This window comes from Lentzea sp. NPDC037011, assembly GCF_055607425.1.
Genome location: NZ_JBVJRT010000008.1, coordinates 336,725 through 354,340, shown reverse-complemented (window position 1 = coordinate 354,340; position 17,616 = coordinate 336,725). Strand labels below are relative to the sequence as shown.

Here is a 17,616-nt window from a genome sequence, read left to right as displayed (position 1 = left end):
GTAGGAACCCGCTTTTCAGCACGTGCAGGCAGCCCCCTCGACAATCCCTCAGGACTTGCGGGCCTCGCGCAGCCGGGGAATGACGGAGACCACGAACGTCACGACCAGCCCGATGACGAAGCAGGTCGCCACGATGACCGGGTCGAAGAGCGTCAGAGCTACGGCCCCAAACGCGAGCACGCCCGCCCACAAATAGATGAGCAGCACCGCGCGCCGTTGTGAGTGGCCGATCTCCAGCAACCGGTGGTGCAGGTGCATCTTGTCCGGGGAGAACGGGCTCTCGCCCCGTCGCGTGCGCCGGATGATGGCCATCAGCAGGTCGAGCACCGGCACGAACAGCACGGCCGCGACGACGATCAGCGGCGACAGCAGACCGAGCAGGTCGGCGGCGCTGCGGGTGGACGGGTTGATCTTGCCGGAGGCGCTGGTGGTCGCGGCGGCGAGCATGAGGCCGATGAGCATCGAGCCGGAGTCGCCCATGAAGATGCGCGCGGGGTTGAAGTTGTGCGGCAGGAATCCCAGGCACGCCCCTGCCAGCACGGCGGCGATCAGCGCCGGCGGGTAGGCCTCCACGGCCCCTTCGCGCTCGACGAGGATGCCGACCGAGAACACGCACGTGGCGGCGGCCGCGATGAGCCCGATGCCGGCGGCGAGCCCGTCCAGGCCGTCGACGAAGTTCATCGCGTTGATCATCGTGACGGTGAGCAGCACGGTGAGCAGCGCGCCCTGGTTCTGGTCCAGGGACACCGTGGCCCCGAGCCCCGGCACCCACGCGAGCATCCACTGCAGGCCGAAGAGCACGAGGATGCCCGCGGCCGTGACCTGACCGGCGAGCTTGGTCAGCGAGTCGAGCTCGAACCGGTCGTCGATCGCACCCACGAGCACGATGACACCACCCGCGACGATGACACCCCACGGGTCGTTGGAGAAGTCGAACGCCGCCCGAAGCACCGGCAGCTGGTGCGCGAGGAACATGCCACCGAGCACACCGCCGTAGATGGCGACGCCACCCATGCGCGGCATCGGCTGCACGTGCACATCGCGCTTACGCGGATACGCCACCGCACCAACCCGGAACGCAAGCGCGCGCACCAGGCCGACGAGCAAGAACGTCACGATGGCAGCCGTCAACGCGACGAGCAGGTACTCGCGCACCGGCAATACGAACGAGGATGCGGGCCCCACGGGCCTACCAATCAGGTCGGGGTCTTCTTCAGGGGTCTTCTTCGGGGTGGCCGCCACGGTACCCGCGGCGCCATGATCAATTCTGTCAGCCGCCGCTCAGCGCGCGACTTCGACCTCGACGCCGAGCACCTCGTCGACGTCGGCCTTGGAGACCGCGCCCTCGCGCAGGATCACCGCGTCGGGCCCCGTGAGGTCGATGATGGTGGAGGCGATGTTCTCCCCGCTCAACCCGCCGTCGAGGAAGACCGGCACCGAGTCCCCGAACTGGTCCCGCGCCTCCTGCGCACTGGACGCCGGCGCGTACCCGGACTTGTTGGCACTGGACACCGCCATCGGCCCGACGTCCCGCAACAGCTCCAACGCCACCGGGTGCAACGGCATCCGCAACATGACCGTCCCCCGCGCCTGCCCCAGGTCCCACGCCAAGCTCGGCGCGTGCGGCAACACGATGCTCAGCCCACCCGGCCAGAACGCCTCGATGAGCGCCCGCGCCTGCCGCGGCACGCTCAGCACCAGCCCGTCGATCGTCGTCCACGACCCGACCAGCACCGGCACCGGCATGTCCGGCCCCCGCCCCTTGGCCTGCAAGAGCCCCCGGACCGCCTCCGCGTCGAAGGCGTCACACCCGATCCCGTAGACGGTGTCGGTCGGCATGACGACCAGCCGCCCACTCCGCACCGCGCCGGCGGCAGCGGCAAGCCCCGCCGCGCGGTTGTCAGGTTCGCTGCAGTCGTAGACCGTGCTCACCCGGCTGAGCCTAGCCAGGTGAGCCACCCCGCCGCCGGACCCCCTCCACCGACCACCGACAGTGGCACCGCGCATTTCTCGCTTTATGCCACCGAAGCTGCGCTGCTGTTCTCACTTGAAGCGCTCATACCGGCTTTGACCAGGCACGGTTTTGCCCCAAACGGGTGTAAGTAGTTCAACTCATCCACCGAATGGTGGCACCGCTGTATGGTCATTGACCGACCACAGAGCGCAATCGGGGAGGGTCGAGCTCCTGTGTCAGAACCACTCAGCACCAGCGGCGTTGTCGGCACGAGCATTGCCGCACAAGCCGCAGCCACCGCCTCCTGGGGCGCCGTTCTCGGCGGTGGACTCGCGGCGGTGATGGCGGCCAGCAAGGCGGTCGCGGTCGCCGTCGAGACCCAGCAGCTCTCCGTCGACCCGCACCTGGTCGACGCGATGATCAAGAAGCTGAAGGGGATGCAGGACGAGTTGGCCAGGCTGATGCGCCAGCGGACCCACCTCAGCCTCCAGATGAAGATCGGCGGCGGATACGCCATGGAGATCTCGAAGGCGAACACGACCTTCGGGACCGCGGCGGTCAAGCAGATCGAGGACGTCGCAAAAGCCATCGAGTCACTCATCACGCAGATCGAGAAGAGCCGCGCCTCCTACACGAACGTGGACCAGGCCGGCTCCGACTCGTTCCGGAAGATCAACGGGAAGTCATGAAGCGCATTCTCCTCGCGGGCCTGGTCGGTCTGTCCGCACTCACGGCTGCTTGTACGGGTACCGCGGGCAACCCGACCCCTGGTCCCACGACGGCCAACAGCACCCCGCCGAGCGACAGCAACGCCTCCGACCTGAAATCCATGAAGCCGTGCGAGCTGCTGACCGACTCGGAAGCAGCCGGCTTCGGCATCGAGTTGCCCGGTGAGCCCATGAAGATCGGCGCGGGTGACACGTGCGACTGGAAGATCCCCGGCAAGGGCGGGTTGAGCGCTGGCATCTACGCGAGCACGGGCGTCAAGGACCTGAACCTGCAGGGCGAGAAGGTCTCCGAGACCAAGGTCGGCAAGTACTCGGCGACCAAGGTGGAGGCCCAGGACGGTTCCAAGGACAGCTGCACCGTGGTGATCGCTGCGAGCGATGCCTCCGCCGTGGCCGTGCTGGGTACCGCTGCCATCGCGTCCGGTGACACCGCGCTGGCATGCGAACGCGCGGGCAAGGCCGCTGAACTGATCGCTGCGAAGCTGCCGTAGCGACGCCCGAGGGGGGAGAGGACCATGGCGCCCATCAAGGCTGATGTTCCAACGCCGAACGACAACTACGCCGGCCAGAAGCATGAACACATGCAGTCTCTGGTCAAGGACAACTACGTGCCGGAGACCGCCACCGGCACGGCTGACATCTGGAAGTCGTTCAGCGAATCGTTCCGCGACCTGGCGACCGACTTCACCGTTCTCGTCAACGGGTCGCAGAGCGCGTGGACGGGCCAGGCGGCCGAGGGCGTGCGAAAGGCGCTGAACAAGGTCGGGACGTTCGTGGAACAGACCAGTGAGACCTTCCACAAGACGTCCACGGCGATCGAGCAGCAGCGCGAAGCGGCGGTGCAGGCCAATCACAGCATGCCGCAGCCGGTCGACTTCAACCCGCTCAAGATCGCGGGCGACTGGTTCACCAACAAGGGCGGCTTCATCAACCCGATCATGATGGCCGGCGCGCCCATCGAGATGATCTCGACCTACAACGCCCAGCAGGACGCCAAGGCCGAGGCCGTCCAGGTCATGCAGACGCGGGACAACACGATGATGGCCGCGGCGATGTCGATGCCGACGATGGACGCCCCGCCGGTCGTCACCCAGGACCAGGGCATCACCCAACCGAGCTCCAGCACCCCGTCGCACACCCTCGGCAACACCCCCGCGTACCGCCCGCCCGCCACCACGGGCATGCCCGGCATGCCGTCGTCGTCCTCCACGGGCAACGGCACGACCAACGCGTCGTGGGTGGCCCCGCAGGTCAACGACCCGAACCTGCCGAACAACAACAACAACAACCAGAACCAGAACGGCGGCAACAACCAGAACCGCCCGCCGATCGGCACCCCGCCCGGCATCCTCCCGCCCGGCGTGCGGCCTCCCGGAGGCAACCAGACCGGCCGCCCGCCCCTGCGCGGCGGTCCCGGCATGCGCCCAGGCGGTCCCGGCGGCCTCGGTGGCGGCGCCGGTGGTGGCCGCGGCACGGGTCCCGGCGGCATCGGCGGACCCGGCAGCGGCGTGGGTGCCGGTGCGGGCCGCGGCATGGGCAGCTTCGGCCCGGCCAACCCCGGCGGCGGCGCAGGGGTCATGGGCGGCGGTGCGGGTACCGGTGCCGCGGGACGTGGTGGCGCGGCCGGCGCTGCGGGCATGGGTGCCGGCGGTGGCGCGGGTGCCGGTGCGGGCCAGGGTGCGGAGGACAAGGAGCACAAGTCGAACTACCTCGTCCCGACCGACGAGTTCTTCGACGACGACCGCATGGTCGCGCCGCCGGTGATCGGCGGATGAGGCAGATCGCGCAGCTCTCCCTGCCCGCGTTCGAGGTCCTCTGGGAGGACCTGCGGGCGGGGAGCCTGCCCTACCCCTTCGACATCCCGTCGCACGGCGACACGCTCGACGAACGCGAGCGCATCAAGAAGGCCGTGCACCAGGACCTCGAACGCCGCGGCCTCGCCCGCCGCGGCCGCCCGGAGCCGGACCTCGACGACGCGCTGCGGCTGCTGGCGCGTCCCGAGCTCCGCGTCATCGCCCTGTGCATGCCGGACATGAGCCGGGAGAAGCTCGTGCGGGCGTGCGTGGTCGCGCGCGGCGGGTACGCCGTGCTGGTGTCCCAAGAGGACACCACGATGACGCTGAACCAGGTGCAGCCCAACGAGATCGCGACGAGCCTCGCGGGCGTTGTGCCGCAGGGCCGCCCCGGCCAGGGCAAGCTGGTCACCGTCCCGGCACAGGCCTTCGAAAACCAGCCGCAGCAGCACCAGGAGGGCTTCCGCCAGGCCGTCCGCGCGACCGAGAACGAGGACGTCCGCCTCGCCAAGCAGATGCTGGCCGGTCCGGCACTCGGCAACGGCCACTTCCTCGTCCAGCTGGACCAGGGCCGCACCAAGCGCGACTTCCCACCGGTCACCTGGATCGACACCCAGAACGGCCGCTACGCCAACGTGCAGCTGCGCACCGGGTGGTTCACGATCTCACCCGCGGACAACATGGGCCTCGCCCGTCACCTCGGTCAGGTCCTCGCGATGACGAGCGACCGGTGATGCAACGACACGGATCACTGAGCGAGTGACGACGATCCAGCCGAAGAAGGTCCTTCTCGCAGCACTCAGCATCACGGCGCTCATGGTTCTGAGCTTCACCGCCAACGCGGGCGGTCTCTGGGCGATCCCGCTGGTGGTCCTCGGCATCGCGGCCTTCTTCGGCTACGTCTGGTCCCTGGCGAGCTACCGGCCGAACGGCGGGCGGTGGGTGGTCGTCCCCGCGATGGCGCTCTTCTTCGCCAGCCTCGTACTCGGCAACATCGGCGGCCACTCGCTGTGGCTCAGCGCGTTCGGCGAAACGGTGCGGTGCAACGTCGTCGAGGTGCAGAGCCACAAGCACACCCGAAGCCCCACCACCTACAGCAACACGCTCGACTGCGGCGGCCGGCAGCTGTCCTACCGGCCCACCACGGGCCACGAGGTAGCGGACGTGGGCGCGCGGCTCAGCGTCGTGGTGGACAGGACCGGGTTCGTCAGCAACCTCGAAGTGGCCAAGGTGAACCTGGGCCACTCCCTGCTGTTCCCGCTGGGGCTGCTCGTCAACGCCGCGTTCATCGCCTTCGTGGCCCGGCGCCCCGTCCGCGAACCGTGAAACCCGTCGTCGCGTTGTGCGTCGTCCTGCTCGGCGTCGTCATCGCGGGTTTCGTGATCGCCCTCCCGGTCCCCGAAGCGCTCTTCGCGGTGCTCATCGTGGTCCTGAGCCTGCCGCTGTCCGGCTACCTGATGGCGAAGGCCAGGCCGGGCACCACGGCCGTGCTGGCGGCGCCGATCGCGGTTCTCGTCGTCGCCGCGCTCAGCGGCACCGGCGGGCATTCCCTGTGGCTCACGGTCTTCGGCGAGAAAGCGAGCTGGGCGGTCACCGCGGTCAACACGCACGTGGGGCGCCGCTCGCCGACCAGCTACAGCAACAGCCTCGCGTGCGGCGCTCACCGGGTCGAGGTGCACACACCGTCGAGCGGCAAGGTCAACCAGCCAGGTGTGCCGACCGCCGCAACGACCGCGGTCGCGTTCGTCCTGATGGTGCTGCGCTGGCCCCGAAGAGAACCGCGAGCACCCAACAAGCAAGAGATCCGCAACGACTTCCTGTAGCTAAGACACGGTCACGCGCGAGATCGCTCCAGCGCGTGACCGTGTGCCCTCCCCACGGGAAAACATACGACCGTTCAACCCCGGCAAGAGCGAACGGCTACTTATTGGCCAACATTTGGCAACCCGGAGAAGACACGCCCGCGCCGGAAGCGGGCAGGCCCTGGGAAACCCTGCGAGCGGTCGCGAAGCGAGGCCGGCCCGCCAGGTCGGTGTGGTCGGCGACGTCGGTCAGCACCCGGCGTGCCGACAGCAGTGCCGGCACCGACTCGCCCTGCGTGTCGTCGTGCTCGATGCCGACGGAACCGCCGGGGCGCAGCCACCGCGCGGCCGCCGAGACGACGTGGCGGATCACGTCCAGGCCGTCCGCGCCGGAGAACACCGCGTGGTGCGGGTCGTGCACGCCCACCTCGGGTTGCACCGGCGTTCCCTCGGGGACGTAGGGCGGGTTGCACACCACCAGGTCGACCGTGCCGTCCAGGTCGGGCAGCAGCGACGGGTCGGTCGCGTCGCCGTGGTGCAGCCGGATCGGGGTGTCGCCTGCTGCCGCCCGCGCGTCGGCGTTGCGGCGGGTCCACGCAAGCGCTTGCGGGTCCAGTTCCACCGCGTGCACCACGGCGTCCGGGCGGGCTGCGGCGATCGACAGCGCCAGGGCGCCCGTGCCCGTGCAGAGGTCCATGACCACCGGGGTGGGCACTCCCGCCACGGTCTTCAGGGCCCACTCCATCAGCAGCTCGGTCTCCGGCCGCGGCACGAACACCCCGGGCCCGACCTCGACGGAGATGGCGCCCATCGGCGCCCAGCCGAGGATGTGCTGCAACGGGATGCGCTCGGCGCGGGTTCGGACGAGCTTGTGCAGCTGGTCGACCACCGACGGGTCGACCAGCGGGATGAGCGGCAGCCGCCCGCGCTCCACCCCGAGCACGTGCGCGGCCAGGTGCTCCGCGTCGACGCGGGGGCTGTCCACCCCCGCCTCGGCCAAGACCTCGGCCGCCTCGGAGATCGCGAGGCGGAGCGGCTGCCGGTTCATCGTCGAGGACATCGAGGAGAAGCTACCTCAGAAGTTGATCATGTGCCCGGCCAGGCCGTGCACCGCTTCCTTGACGGCTTCCGAGAGGGTCGGGTGCGCGTGGACGTTGCGCGCGACCTCGTGGACGGTGAGGTCCCACTGCTGGGCCAGCGTGAGCTCGGGCAGCAGCTCGGTGGCCTCGGGGCCGATGATGTGGCCGCCGAGCAGCTCGCCGTGCTTGCCGTCGCTGATCAGCTTCACGAAGCCACCGGGCTCGGCGAGGCCGTGCGCCTTGCCGTTCGCGGTGAACGGGAACTTCGCGACCTGGACGTCGAAGCCCTTCTCGCGGGCCTGCTTCTCGGTGTAGCCGAAGGAGGCGATCTGCGGCTGGCAGAACGTCGCCCGCGGGATCATCACGTAGTCGAGCTCCATCGTCTCGGCACCCGCGATGGTCTCGGCGGCGATGATGCCCATCGACTCGGCGGTGTGCGCGAGCATCAGCTTCGCGGTCACGTCGCCGATGGCGAAGATGTGCGGCACGTTGGTGCGGCCGCGGCCGTCGATGTCGATCGCGCCGCGTTCGGTCAGCTTCACACCGGTCTTCTCGAGGCCGTAGCCCTCGACGCGCGGCACGAACCCGATGGCCTGCATGACCTTGTCGGCTTCCAGGACCTCCTCGGCACCGTTCTTCGACACGGTGACGCGGACCTTCTCGCCCGACTCGTCGATCGACTCGACCCGCGTGCCGACGCGCACGTCGACGCCCAGCTTCTTGTAGCGCTTGAGCAGCTCGGCGGACACCTCTTCGTCCTCGAGCGGCACCATCCGGTCGAGGAACTCGACGATGGTGACCTTCACGCCGTAGTTGTGCATGACGTACGCGAACTCGACGCCGATGGCGCCCGCGCCGGCGATGATGATCGACTCGGGCAGGTCCTCGGTCATGATCTGCTCTTCGTAGGTCACGACGCGGTCGGACTTCTGCGTGTTCGGCAGCATCCGGGTCGTGGCGCCCACGGCGATGATCGCGTGGCCGAAGGTGATCGTCTCGTCCCCGACGGTCAGGGTGTGGTCGTCGGTGAAGTCGGCCCACCCGTTGTACTCGGTGATGCCGTTCTTCTTCATGAGGAAGTGCACGCCCTTGACGCGCCCGTCCGCGACCTTGCGGCTGCGCTGCCACGCCGCGCTGTAGTCGAAGCTGACGGTGCCGTCGACCTTGATGCCGAACGTCTTCTGCTCGTGCGTGAAGAGGTGCGCCAGCTCGGCGTTGCGCAGCAGCGCCTTCGACGGGATGCAGCCGACGTTCAGGCAGACGCCGCCCCAGTACTTCTCCTCGACGATGGCGGTCTTCAGCCCGAGCTGAGCCGCACGGATCGCGGCGACGTACCCGCCGGGACCCGCACCCACGACGACGACATCAAAGTGTGCGCTCATGAGCACACCCTAGGTCCCGAGCTGCTCCTGCAAGAACTCGACGGTCCGTTTCCACGCGTCCCGCCGCGCGTGCGCGGTGGCCTGCGGAACGCCACCACCCGAGAAGGTGACGCCGGGTCCCGGATAGGTCACGTCGGTGGCGGGACGGTGCGGCGGGCCCGCGATCAGGTGTCCTGCCTCGGGATACACGACGTGCTCGTACGGGAACGGGTGGTCGTGGTCCTTCAGCCGCCGCAGCGCGACCTCGCTCAGCTCGGCCGACGGCCACGAGTCGTCGTGGCCGGACGAGATGAGCAACACACCCCCGGCGATGTCCTCGACGCGGATCTCCGCGTCCTCCGGCACGCCGTCGGTGGTGTCGAAGGCGAGCCTGAGCGGCACCGGTTCGTCGTTGACGATCCGGGCGCGCAGCTCCTCGCCGATGTCGTAGGGCAGGTACGGCAGCGGCTCACCCCTGTGCGTCCACGACGCCGCCTCGTGCGACAGCTTCTGCAGCAGGTTCGCGCCCGGACCGATGCCCTGGGTCACCACACCGCTGCCCACCACGCTCACGACCGCCTTGACCTGCGGGAACGTCGCGCCGAGCAGCAACGCGAGCTCGCCACCGCGGGAACCGCCGACGACGCCGACCGCACCGGCGCGCTCGCCCAGGTGCTCGATCGCCTTGCCGAAGTACTCCAGCGGGATGTCGACGAGGTGGTCCGGCAGGCCCTTCACGCCGAAGTAGCCGAGGGCGAACGTCACGAACCCGTGTGCGGCCAGGAGAGCCGCGTCGGTCTCGTGCAGGCCGCCCTCGGAGCCGCCCAGCACGAGCACGCCGGGGAGCTCGCCACCGTCGGCCTCAGGAGCGAACAGCGTGCCCACGAGACCGTTCTCGCGGACCTCGACGCGTTCGACGCCCTCGGGCACCTCCAGCCGCCGCAGCTCGACCTCGCCGGCGCCGTCCACGGACAGGCACGTGGGACCGGGCTTGCCGCCGGTGCGTTCGAGGGACCAGAACAGGCCCATCGCGTCGACACCGGTGTAGGTGCCCTCGACCGGGGCGTGCCGGGCCAGGTCCACGACACCGCGTTCGTCGGCGCGGAAGACGCCGTGGGACGCGCGGTCACCCGTGGACAGCTGCACGGTGACCTCGGCGTCGGGCGGCAGTCCCGTGACGACGATGCCGACCGGCTGGTCGAGGGGCGCCGCCTCGGGGTCCACCAGGATCTCGGCCACACCGCGCCCCTCTCACGTCGGATTACCCGCCTGCGAGCCGTTCTGCCCGGTCAGCGGCGGCGAGTGCGTCCACCACCGCGTCCAGGTCTCCGTCGAGCACCTGGTCCAGGTTATGCGCTTTGTACCCAACCCGGTGATCGGAGATGCGCGATTCGGGGAAGTTGTAGGTCCGGACCCGCTCGCTGCGGTCGACGGTCCTGATCTGGGTGCGGCGGGCGTCGCTCTGCTCCTGCGCCTTCTGCTCCTCGGCGAGCGCGGCGAGGCGCGACTGCAGGACCTGCATGGCGCGCGCCTTGTTCTGCAGCTGGCTGCGCTCGTTCTGGCAGGAGACGACGATGCCGCTCGGCAGGTGCGTGATGCGCACCGCGGAGTCGGTGGTGTTGACCGACTGGCCGCCCTTGCCGCTCGACCGGTAGACGTCGATGCGCAGGTCCTTCTCGTCGATCTCGACCTCGGCGGTCTCCTCGGTCTCCGGGAAGACCAGGACGCCGGCGGCGGAGGTGTGGATGCGGCCCTGCGACTCGGTGACGGGCACGCGCTGCACCCGGTGCACGCCGCCCTCCCACTTGAGCCGGCTCCAGACGCCGTCGGGGGTCGTGGCCTTCGCCTTGATGGCCACCGTGACGTCCTTGAACCCGCCCAGGTCGGAGTCGGTGCCGTCGAGCATCTCGACCTTCCAGCCCTGGCGCTCGGCGTACCGCGTGTACATGCGCAGCAGGTCGCCCGCGAACAGCGCGCTCTCCTCGCCGCCCTCACCGGACTTGATCTCCAGCAGCACGTCGTCGGCGTCGTGCGGGTCGCGCGGCAGCAGCAGCTCGGTGAGCTTCTCCTCCATCTTGGGGAGCTGCTCCTCGATCTGCTTGGCCTCGTCGGCGAACGCCTGGTCCTCGCTCGCGAGCTCCTTGGCCGCCTCCAGGTCGCTCTTCGCCTGGTCGATCTCCCTGGCCGCCTTCACGATCGGCCCGAGCGCGGCGTAGCGCTTGCCGAGCTTGCGCGCCCCCGCCTGGTCAGCGTGCACGGAGGGATCGGCGAGCTTCTTCTCCAGCTCGTCGTACTCGGCGAGCAAGCTGTCCAGCGACTGCGACACGTCTCCTGCTTTCGGTTCAGGGTGGCCTGGAAACGGCGACGGCGCCCGCCCCGGCCGGATGGCCGAGGTCAGGCGCCGTGAAAGCAGCTACTTGTTGCGCTTGCCGTAACGCGCCTCGAAGCGCGCGACGCGACCGCCGGTGTCCAGGATGCGCTGCTTGCCCGTGTAGAACGGGTGGCAGTTCGAGCACATCTCGACGCGAACCTCGGACGCCGCGGTGGTGCTGCGCGTGGTGAAGCTGTTACCGCAGCTGCAGGTCACCTCGGTGACCGTGTACTCGGGGTGGATGCCAGTCTTCAAGATCTTGTCCCTTTCAAGGATGGCCGCCGGGTCCCAGTTTGTGAACGGGTGAACCGGAGCCGGACTCGACCGTTTAGTTTGCCAGACCGTTCAACACGTGCAAAAACGCGGTTGTTCCCGCGACGGCCACGACAGGCCCGGGGTGCCTGAGGTCACAACCGCTCAACCTCACTGGTACGCCGTTCGGCGCAAGGTGTGGCCGTTGGGCTGGATACGGCTCCACGTTGTTGGACGTATTCCATCAGACTGTGTGCCGTGTTCTGCACCGTCGATCGGCAGCTGAGCTGGCGCCTGTGGCTGGCCGTGCCGTTCCTGTTCGCCGCAGCCGTGTTCGGCCTGATGGGGTCGGCAGGGCTGGTCACCGCGTCCTTCGGGACCGTGCCGCTGTCCTCCGTGGTGTGGGGTGCCGGCGTGGCGGTCGCGGCTGCCGTGTCCCGCGGGGTGCGGTGGGCGTCCCGGTGGCAGCGGACCTGGGTGCGGTGGCCCTGGCTCGCCGCGGTGCTCGCCGGTGGTGTGGGCGTGGGCGGCGTCGAGGTCTCGGCCCTGGGTGCCGCGGTCGTCGGCGTGCCGGTGCTGCTGGGGCTGGTCGTGCAGTGCCTGCTGCGGCAGGACGAGGGAACGGCCGCGTCCAACTGCCGTTGAGCACGGACGGCACGTGGTTCGGCATTCGAGTGAACAGACGCGGAAAGGCCCCCGGTGACCAGCACCGGGGGCCTTTTCACGTGAAACTCGCGCGGATCAGTCCTGCTCGGCGCCCGGCGTCGTCTTCGCCACCTGCATCAGGAACTCGATGTTGGTGCGGGACTTGCGGAGCCGGTCGAGCAGCAGGTCGATGGCCTGCTGGCCGTCCAGGGCGTGCAGCACGCGGCGGAGCTTGTGCGTGACCGCCATCTCGTCCGGGGAGAGCAGCAGCTCTTCCTTGCGCGTGCCCGAGCTGTCGACGTCGACGGCCGGGAAGGTGCGCTTGTCGGCGATCTTGCGGTCGAGCTTGAGCTCGGCGTTGCCGGTGCCCTTGAACTCCTCGAAGATGACCGAGTCACCGGCGGAGCCGGTCTCGACCAGCGCCGTCGCGATGACGGTCAGCGAGCCGCCGCCCTCGATGTTGCGGGCAGCGCCGAGGAACCGCTTCGGCGGGTACAGCGCCGTCGAGTCGACACCACCGGACAGGATGCGGCCGGAGGCCGGGGCAGCCAGGTTGTAGGCGCGGCCCAGGCGGGTGATCGAGTCGAGCAGCACGACCACGTCGTGGCCCATCTCCACCAGTCGCTTCGCACGCTCGATGGCGAGCTCGGAGATGGTGGTGTGGTCCGACGGCGGGCGGTCGAAGGTCGAGGCGATGACCTCGCCCTTCACCGAGCGCTGCATGTCGGTGACCTCTTCCGGACGCTCGTCGACGAGGACGACCATCAGGTGGCACTCGGGGTTGTTCTTCGTGATCGCGTTCGCGATCGACTGGAGCACCGAGGTCTTGCCGGCCTTCGGCGGCGACACGATCAGGGCGCGCTGGCCCTTGCCGATCGGCATCACCAGGTCGATGACGCGGGTGGTGAGGATGTGCGGCTCGGTCTCCAGGCGCAGGCGCTCGTTCGGGTAGAGCGGCGTCAGCTTGGTGAAGTCCGGGCGGTTGCGCGCCTCGTCCGGGTCCAGGCCGTTGATCTTGTCGACGCGGACCAGCGGGTTGAACTTCTGGCGCTGCTGCTCGCCGTCGCGCGGCTGGCGGACGGCGCCGGTGATGGCGTCACCGCGGCGCAGGCCGTACTTGCGGACCAGCGACAGCGAGACGTAGACGTCGTTCGAGCCGGCCAGGTAGCCCGACGTGCGGACGAACGCGTAGTTCTCCAGCACGTCCAGGATGCCCGCGACCGGCAGCAGGACGTCGTCGTCGCGCACCTCGGTCTCGCGGTCAGGACGCTCGACGCCCTCGCCACGGCCACCGCGGCGGCGGCGGTCGCGGAAGCGGCCACGACGGCCGTCGCCGTCGTCGTCCTGCTGGCCACCGCCCTGGCGGTCGTTGCGGTCGCCCCGGTCACCGCGGTCGCCGCGCTCACCGCGGTCGCGGTTGCGGTCACGGCCGCCCCGGTCGCCGCGCTCACCGCGGTCGCCACGGTCCTGGCGCTCGGAACGCTCACCGCGGTCGGAACGCTCAGAACGCTCGCCGCGGTCAGAACGCTCGGAACGCTCAGCGCGGTCGGAACGCTCGGCGCGTTCGCCCCGGTCAGGGCGCTCAGCGCGCTCCTGGCGCTGCTCCTGCGGCTGCTGCTGGCCCTCGGCCACCTCGCCGCCCCCACCGCGGCCGGAACGGCGGCGGCGGTTGCCACGGCGACCGCCCTCCTCGGAGGAACGGCCCCCGTCCTCGGCTCCGGCGTCGACGGCAGCGGCGGCAGGCTTCTCCGCGGCTACCTCGAGCTGCTGCTGAACAGGCTTTTCGGCAGGCTTCTCGGCCACCGGCTGCTCCGCGACGGGAGCCGGCTTCTCAGCGGCCTGCTTGGGGGCCCGCGCCGGCTTCTCGGCTTTCGCGGCCGGGGCACCGGAGCCCTGCTTCTCCTTGATGGCCGCGATCAGGTCGCCCTTGCGCAGACCAGCGGTTCCGGTGATGCCCAGCTGGCCGGCGAGCTCACGCAGCTCGGCGAGCACCATGCCGGACAGACCCGCGCGGCGGCGCGGCGTCGTGCCGTTCGAAGGGGTGGACAGAGCGGTCTCCTCGGCTCCAGAACCAGAAGCAGCTGCGACATCGCTGCTCAGCAAATCGGTGTTGCTCACACATGTCCTTCCTGACCAGGCCCCGCCTCCTACGCGGCCCAGCGGACCCGCCCTCCCGCTTCAACTGGGGAACGGCGGTCAGTCCGATGCAGACGGAAGCACACACCGCTTCCGGCAAGCACGGGACTTTTGTCAGGTCACACGGCGATCGGGTGCCTCTTTTGCGTCCGCCCCGCCCGCACGGCACAGAGCCAGAACACAAAAGGATTGCGACCCGGAACGAGTGTCCGGGCGCGACACCGGCGCCCGTGCGCGCGGTGACTGATCGCCCCCGAGGGTAGACGCCGGTCCTCCGCTGTGCAACAACCGGGGTCGGGCGTGTCAGTCCAATGGACGAACGCGCACGCCAGAGGCGTCGACGTCGAGTCTGCGCACGTCGAAGCCGTGCACGTCGACCTCGTCCGGAACGTCCCCGAACGCGATCACGGTGGGTCCCGCACCGGACACGCAGGCGGGAACCCCGAGCTTGCGGAGATCGTTGATCACTCGAACGGTGTCGGGCCACGCGGGCTCGCGGTAGTTCTGGTGGAGGCGATCCTCAGTAGCGGCAAGGAGAACCGAGGGGTCCGAGGTCAGCGCGTGCACCGCCAGGGCGGCCCGCCCCGCTGCGTGCGCGGCGTCAGCGTGCGGCACCTCGGCCGGAAGCAGGCCGCGGGTGGTCTTGGTGGACGACTCCTGCGACGGGACCAGCACGACCGGCCGCACCCGTGCGTCGGCGTCCGCCCGGACCGCACGGTAGCGCTCGCCCTCCGACCACGCGATGACGACACCGCCGTAGAGCGAGGCGGCGACGTTGTCCGCGTGCCCCTCGAACTCGGCGGCGATCTGCAACGCGTCCGCGTCCAGCTCGCGACCCGTCAGGGTGAAGCCGGCTGCGACACCCGCCACGATCGCGGCAGCCGAAGAGCCCAGCCCGCGTGCGTGCGGAATCACGTTGTGGCACTTCAGGGCAAGGCCACCGGAGTAGCCGGCGGCGCGGACGGCCCGCACGACGAGGTGCGACTCGTCGAGCGGGACGTCACCCGATCCAGCGCCCTCCACGACCACCGAGAGACCCTCGGCGACCGTGACCTCGACCTCGTCGTACAGGCCGAGGGCCATGCCCAGCGCGTCGAACCCCGAACCGAGGTTCGCGGTCGACGCGGGGACGGTGACGACGAACCTCACGCCAGCTCCAACGCGTGCGCCACGGCACCGGGGTCGACCGGGACCGGCTCGACCTCGGTGGTGCCGAGCAACGCGGTGTCGGGGTCCTTCAGGCCGTGTCCCGTGACGGTGCACACAACCGTCGAGCCCTTCGGCAGCTGGCCGTCCTCGGCGGTCTTCAGCAGACCGGCGATGGACGCCGCCGATGCGGGCTCCACGAAGATGCCCTCGGACGAGGCCAGCAGCCGGTAGGCGGAGAGGATCTGCTCGTCGGTGACCGCGTCGATGAGGCCGCCCGACTCGTCACGGGCGTTGACCGCGCCGGTCCAGGAGGCCGGCGACCCGATCCGGATGGCGGTCGCGATGGTCTCCGGGTTCGGCACCGGCGCACCGCTCACGAGCGGCGCGGCACCGGCGGCCTGGAAGCCGAACATCTTCGGCAGGCCCCGGTCGTAGGACGTGTAGCCCTTCCAGTACGCGGTGATGTTGCCCGCGTTGCCGACCGGCAGGCAGTGCACGTCCGGGGCCTGGCCGAGCACGTCGCAGACCTCCCACGCGGCGGTCTGCTGCCCGACGAGGCGCACCGGGTTGACCGAGTTCACCAGCGTGACCGGGTACTCGGCCGCGGTCTTGGAGGCGAGCTCCAGGCAGTCGTCGAAGTTGCCGTCGATCTGCAGGATCCGCGCGCCGTGCATCACGGCTTGGGCGAGCTTGCCCATCGCGATCTTGCCGCTGGGCACCAGCACGGCCGCCGTCAGGCCAGCCTTGGCCGCGTAGGCCGCGGCGGACGCCGAGGTGTTGCCGGTGGAGGCGCAGATCACGGCCTTCAGGCCGGACGCCAGCGCGTACGTCATGGCCACGGTCATGCCGCGGTCCTTGAACGAGCCGGTCGGGTTCGCGCCCTCGACCTTCACCCACACGTCGCAGCCCGTGGCCGCGGACAGCCGCTGCGCGTGCACCAGCGGCGTGCCGCCCTCGTGCAGCGTGACGACCTCCGCGCCCTCCGGGATCTCGATGCGGTCCCGGTAGGCGTTGATGAGACCGGGCCAGCCAGCTCTAGCGCTCACTCTTCGCCCTCCACCCTCATGACGCTGACGACGTCCCGCACCACGGGGAGGCCACCGACTTTGTCCACAGTGGACCGCAGCGCGGCGTCGGTCGCCGCGTGCGTGACGATCACCAGGCTGGCGTCCTCTGTCCGGCCCTCCTGGCGCACCGCGGCGATGCTCACGTCGTGCTCGGCGAACACGGCGGCGACCTGCGAGAGGACACCCGCCTTGTCCGCCACGTCGAGGCTGATGTGGTAGCGGGTGGGCGTGTTGCCCATGGGCTGCGCCGGCAGCGCCGCGTAGGCCGACTCGCGCGGACCGCGTCCGCTCGCGACCTTGTTGCGCGCCACGGCGACCAGGTCGCCGAGCACCGCGCTCGCCGTCGGGGCGCCACCGGCGCCCTGCCCGTAGAACATCATCTCCCCCGCCGCGTCGGCCTCGACGAACACCGCGTTGAACGCGCCGTTGACCGAGGCCAGCGGGTGCGTCCTGGGGATCATGGCCGGGTGCACTCGAACCGCGACTGACTCCTGACCGGACGGCGAGACGACGCGCTCGCAGATCGCGAGCAGCTTCACCGTGCGGCCCAGGCCCTTGGCCGCCGCGATGTCGGCGGCGCTGACCTGGCGGATGCCCTCCCGGTACACGTCCGCGGCCGTCACGCGCGTGTGGAACGCCAGCGACGCGAGGATCGCGGCCTTGGAGGCGGCGTCGAACCCGTCGACGTCGGCGGTCGGGTCGGCCTCGGCGTAGCCCAGCCGCGAGGCCTCCTCGAGCGTCTCGGCGTAGCCGGCGCCCGTGGCGTCCATCGCGGACAGGATGAAGTTCGTCGTGCCGTTGACGATGCCCATCACGCGCGTGATCCGGTCACCCGCCAGGGACTCCCGCAACGGGCGCAGCAACGGGATCGCGCCCGCGACGGCCGCCTCGAAGTACAGGTCGGCGCCCGAGCCGTCGGCGGCCTCGAACAGGTCGGAGCCGTGCTCGGCCAGCAGCGCCTTGTTCGCCGTCACGACGGACTTGCCGTTGTGCAGCGCCTCCAGCAGCAGCCCGCGGGTGGGGTCGATGCCGCCGATGACCTCGACGACCACGTCCACGTCGTCCGACTTCACCAGCGCGGACGCGTCCGTCGTGAGCAGGTGCTCCGGCACCTCGCGGTGCTTGTTCGGCCTGCGCACCGCGATCCCGGCGAGCTCGATCGGCGCGCCGATGCGGGCGGCGAGGTCGCCGGCCTGGTCCGTCAGCAGCCGGACCACTTCCGTGCCCACCGTGCCACATCCCAGCAAGGCGACCCGGATGGGTTTCGCTTCCGGCACCG

At 70.0% G+C, this 17,616-nt stretch carries 18 protein-coding genes; 7 read left to right on the top strand and 11 right to left on the bottom strand.

Annotated elements, in window-relative coordinates:
• Positions 1–48 precede the first annotated feature (48 nt).
• Both ACZ7CH_RS26435 and ACZ7CH_RS26430 read right to left on the bottom strand, forming a co-directional pair.
• A complete protein-coding gene (locus ACZ7CH_RS26435) occupies positions 49–1,185 on the bottom strand; it encodes a glycosyltransferase family 4 protein (protein ID WP_360395531.1) in 1,137 nt (378 codons plus the stop codon).
• Between the two features lie 96 nt (positions 1,186–1,281).
• Positions 1,282–1,932 (bottom strand): L-threonylcarbamoyladenylate synthase, encoded by a 651-nt coding sequence (locus ACZ7CH_RS26430; RefSeq protein WP_360395529.1) that lies wholly within the window; start codon positions 1,930–1,932, stop codon positions 1,282–1,284.
• Between the two features lie 255 nt (positions 1,933–2,187).
• On the opposite strand from ACZ7CH_RS26430, the gene ACZ7CH_RS26425 reads away from it, so the two are divergent.
• The 6 genes from ACZ7CH_RS26425 (at position 2,188) to ACZ7CH_RS26400 (ending at position 6,298) form a co-directional block, all read left to right on the top strand.
• Positions 2,188–2,643, top strand: a complete 456-nt coding sequence (locus ACZ7CH_RS26425) for a hypothetical protein (protein WP_360395527.1) — start codon at positions 2,188–2,190, stop codon at positions 2,641–2,643.
• Positions 2,640–3,173 carry a DUF3558 domain-containing protein gene (locus ACZ7CH_RS26420; RefSeq protein WP_360395525.1) on the top strand — a complete coding sequence of 178 codons (534 nt, stop codon included), beginning with the start codon at positions 2,640–2,642 and terminating at the stop codon, positions 3,171–3,173. Before ACZ7CH_RS26425 ends, ACZ7CH_RS26420 begins: the two co-directional genes overlap by 4 nt.
• A 90-nt stretch (positions 3,174–3,263) precedes the next feature.
• Complete coding sequence (locus ACZ7CH_RS26415) at positions 3,264–4,457, top strand: WXG100 family type VII secretion target (RefSeq protein ID WP_470375174.1); 1,194 nt, start codon at positions 3,264–3,266, stop codon at positions 4,455–4,457.
• On the top strand, positions 4,454–5,209 hold the full coding sequence (locus ACZ7CH_RS26410) for an ESX secretion-associated protein EspG (protein WP_360395521.1): 756 nt from the start codon (positions 4,454–4,456) through the stop codon (positions 5,207–5,209). The genes ACZ7CH_RS26415 and ACZ7CH_RS26410 overlap by 4 nt, the downstream gene beginning before the upstream one ends.
• A 25-nt stretch (positions 5,210–5,234) precedes the next feature.
• Positions 5,235–5,801 carry a hypothetical protein gene (locus ACZ7CH_RS26405; protein ID WP_470375173.1) on the top strand — a complete coding sequence of 189 codons (567 nt, stop codon included), beginning with the start codon at positions 5,235–5,237 and terminating at the stop codon, positions 5,799–5,801.
• Positions 5,798–6,298, top strand: a complete 501-nt coding sequence (locus tag ACZ7CH_RS26400) for a hypothetical protein (RefSeq protein ID WP_470375172.1) — start codon at positions 5,798–5,800, stop codon at positions 6,296–6,298. Before ACZ7CH_RS26405 ends, ACZ7CH_RS26400 begins: the two co-directional genes overlap by 4 nt.
• A 97-nt stretch (positions 6,299–6,395) precedes the next feature.
• Here ACZ7CH_RS26400 and prmC read toward each other — a convergent pair whose 3' ends face one another.
• The 5 genes from prmC to rpmE all read right to left on the bottom strand — a co-directional run bounded on the left by prmC (position 6,396) and on the right by rpmE (position 11,343).
• Entirely contained in the window at positions 6,396–7,325 is a 930-nt protein-coding gene (gene prmC, locus ACZ7CH_RS26395; protein ID WP_470375193.1) for a peptide chain release factor N(5)-glutamine methyltransferase, read from the bottom strand.
• 27 nt (positions 7,326–7,352) lie between these two features.
• The gene (gene lpdA / locus ACZ7CH_RS26390) at positions 7,353–8,738 is read right to left on the bottom strand and encodes a dihydrolipoyl dehydrogenase (RefSeq protein ID WP_236216559.1); all 1,386 of its coding nucleotides are present in this window, start codon (positions 8,736–8,738) and stop codon (positions 7,353–7,355) included.
• Between the two features lie 9 nt (positions 8,739–8,747).
• Positions 8,748–9,956 carry an acyl-CoA thioesterase/bile acid-CoA:amino acid N-acyltransferase family protein gene (locus ACZ7CH_RS26385; RefSeq protein WP_470375171.1) on the bottom strand — a complete coding sequence of 403 codons (1,209 nt, stop codon included), beginning with the start codon at positions 9,954–9,956 and terminating at the stop codon, positions 8,748–8,750.
• Between the two features lie 22 nt (positions 9,957–9,978).
• Complete coding sequence (prfA, locus tag ACZ7CH_RS26380; RefSeq protein ID WP_360395506.1) at positions 9,979–11,043, bottom strand: peptide chain release factor 1; 1,065 nt, start codon at positions 11,041–11,043, stop codon at positions 9,979–9,981.
• An 87-nt stretch (positions 11,044–11,130) separates the two neighbouring features.
• Positions 11,131–11,343: a 50S ribosomal protein L31 gene (gene rpmE, locus ACZ7CH_RS26375; RefSeq protein ID WP_065916458.1), complete on the bottom strand. Its 213-nt coding sequence runs from the start codon at positions 11,341–11,343 to the stop codon at positions 11,131–11,133.
• A gap of 255 nt (positions 11,344–11,598) precedes the next feature.
• On the opposite strand from rpmE, the gene ACZ7CH_RS26370 reads away from it, so the two are divergent.
• The gene (locus ACZ7CH_RS26370) at positions 11,599–11,985 is read left to right on the top strand and encodes a hypothetical protein (protein ID WP_458430478.1); all 387 of its coding nucleotides are present in this window, start codon (positions 11,599–11,601) and stop codon (positions 11,983–11,985) included.
• A 96-nt stretch (positions 11,986–12,081) separates the two neighbouring features.
• Here ACZ7CH_RS26370 and rho read toward each other — a convergent pair whose 3' ends face one another.
• From rho to ACZ7CH_RS26350, 4 genes are all read right to left on the bottom strand, one after another.
• Entirely contained in the window at positions 12,082–14,103 is a 2,022-nt protein-coding gene (gene rho, locus ACZ7CH_RS26365) for a transcription termination factor Rho (RefSeq protein ID WP_470375170.1), read from the bottom strand.
• A 321-nt stretch (positions 14,104–14,424) separates the two neighbouring features.
• Positions 14,425–15,270: a homoserine kinase gene (gene thrB / locus ACZ7CH_RS26360; RefSeq protein WP_360395502.1), complete on the bottom strand. Its 846-nt coding sequence runs from the start codon at positions 15,268–15,270 to the stop codon at positions 14,425–14,427.
• On the bottom strand, positions 15,267–16,316 hold the full coding sequence (gene thrC, locus ACZ7CH_RS26355; RefSeq protein WP_470375169.1) for a threonine synthase: 1,050 nt from the start codon (positions 16,314–16,316) through the stop codon (positions 15,267–15,269). Before thrC ends, thrB begins: the two co-directional genes overlap by 4 nt.
• Complete coding sequence (locus ACZ7CH_RS26350) at positions 16,313–17,614, bottom strand: homoserine dehydrogenase (RefSeq protein ID WP_360395498.1); 1,302 nt, start codon at positions 17,612–17,614, stop codon at positions 16,313–16,315. Before ACZ7CH_RS26350 ends, thrC begins: the two co-directional genes overlap by 4 nt.
• Positions 17,615–17,616: the final 2 nt, after the last annotated feature.

What these genes read in the sequence shown, in the direction of transcription:
- lpdA (WP_236216559.1), bottom strand. Translation starts at nt 8,738, where the DNA reads ATGAGCGCACACTTTGATGTCGTCGTCGTGGGTGCGGGTCCCGGCGGG.
- prmC (WP_470375193.1), bottom strand. Translation starts at nt 7,325, where the DNA reads ATGAACCGGCAGCCGCTCCGCCTCGCGATCTCCGAGGCGGCCGAGGTC.
- ACZ7CH_RS26410 (WP_360395521.1), top strand. Translation starts at nt 4,454, where the DNA reads ATGAGGCAGATCGCGCAGCTCTCCCTGCCCGCGTTCGAGGTCCTCTGG.
- ACZ7CH_RS26415 (WP_470375174.1), top strand. Translation starts at nt 3,264, where the DNA reads ATGCAGTCTCTGGTCAAGGACAACTACGTGCCGGAGACCGCCACCGGC.
- ACZ7CH_RS26420 (WP_360395525.1), top strand. Translation starts at nt 2,640, where the DNA reads ATGAAGCGCATTCTCCTCGCGGGCCTGGTCGGTCTGTCCGCACTCACG.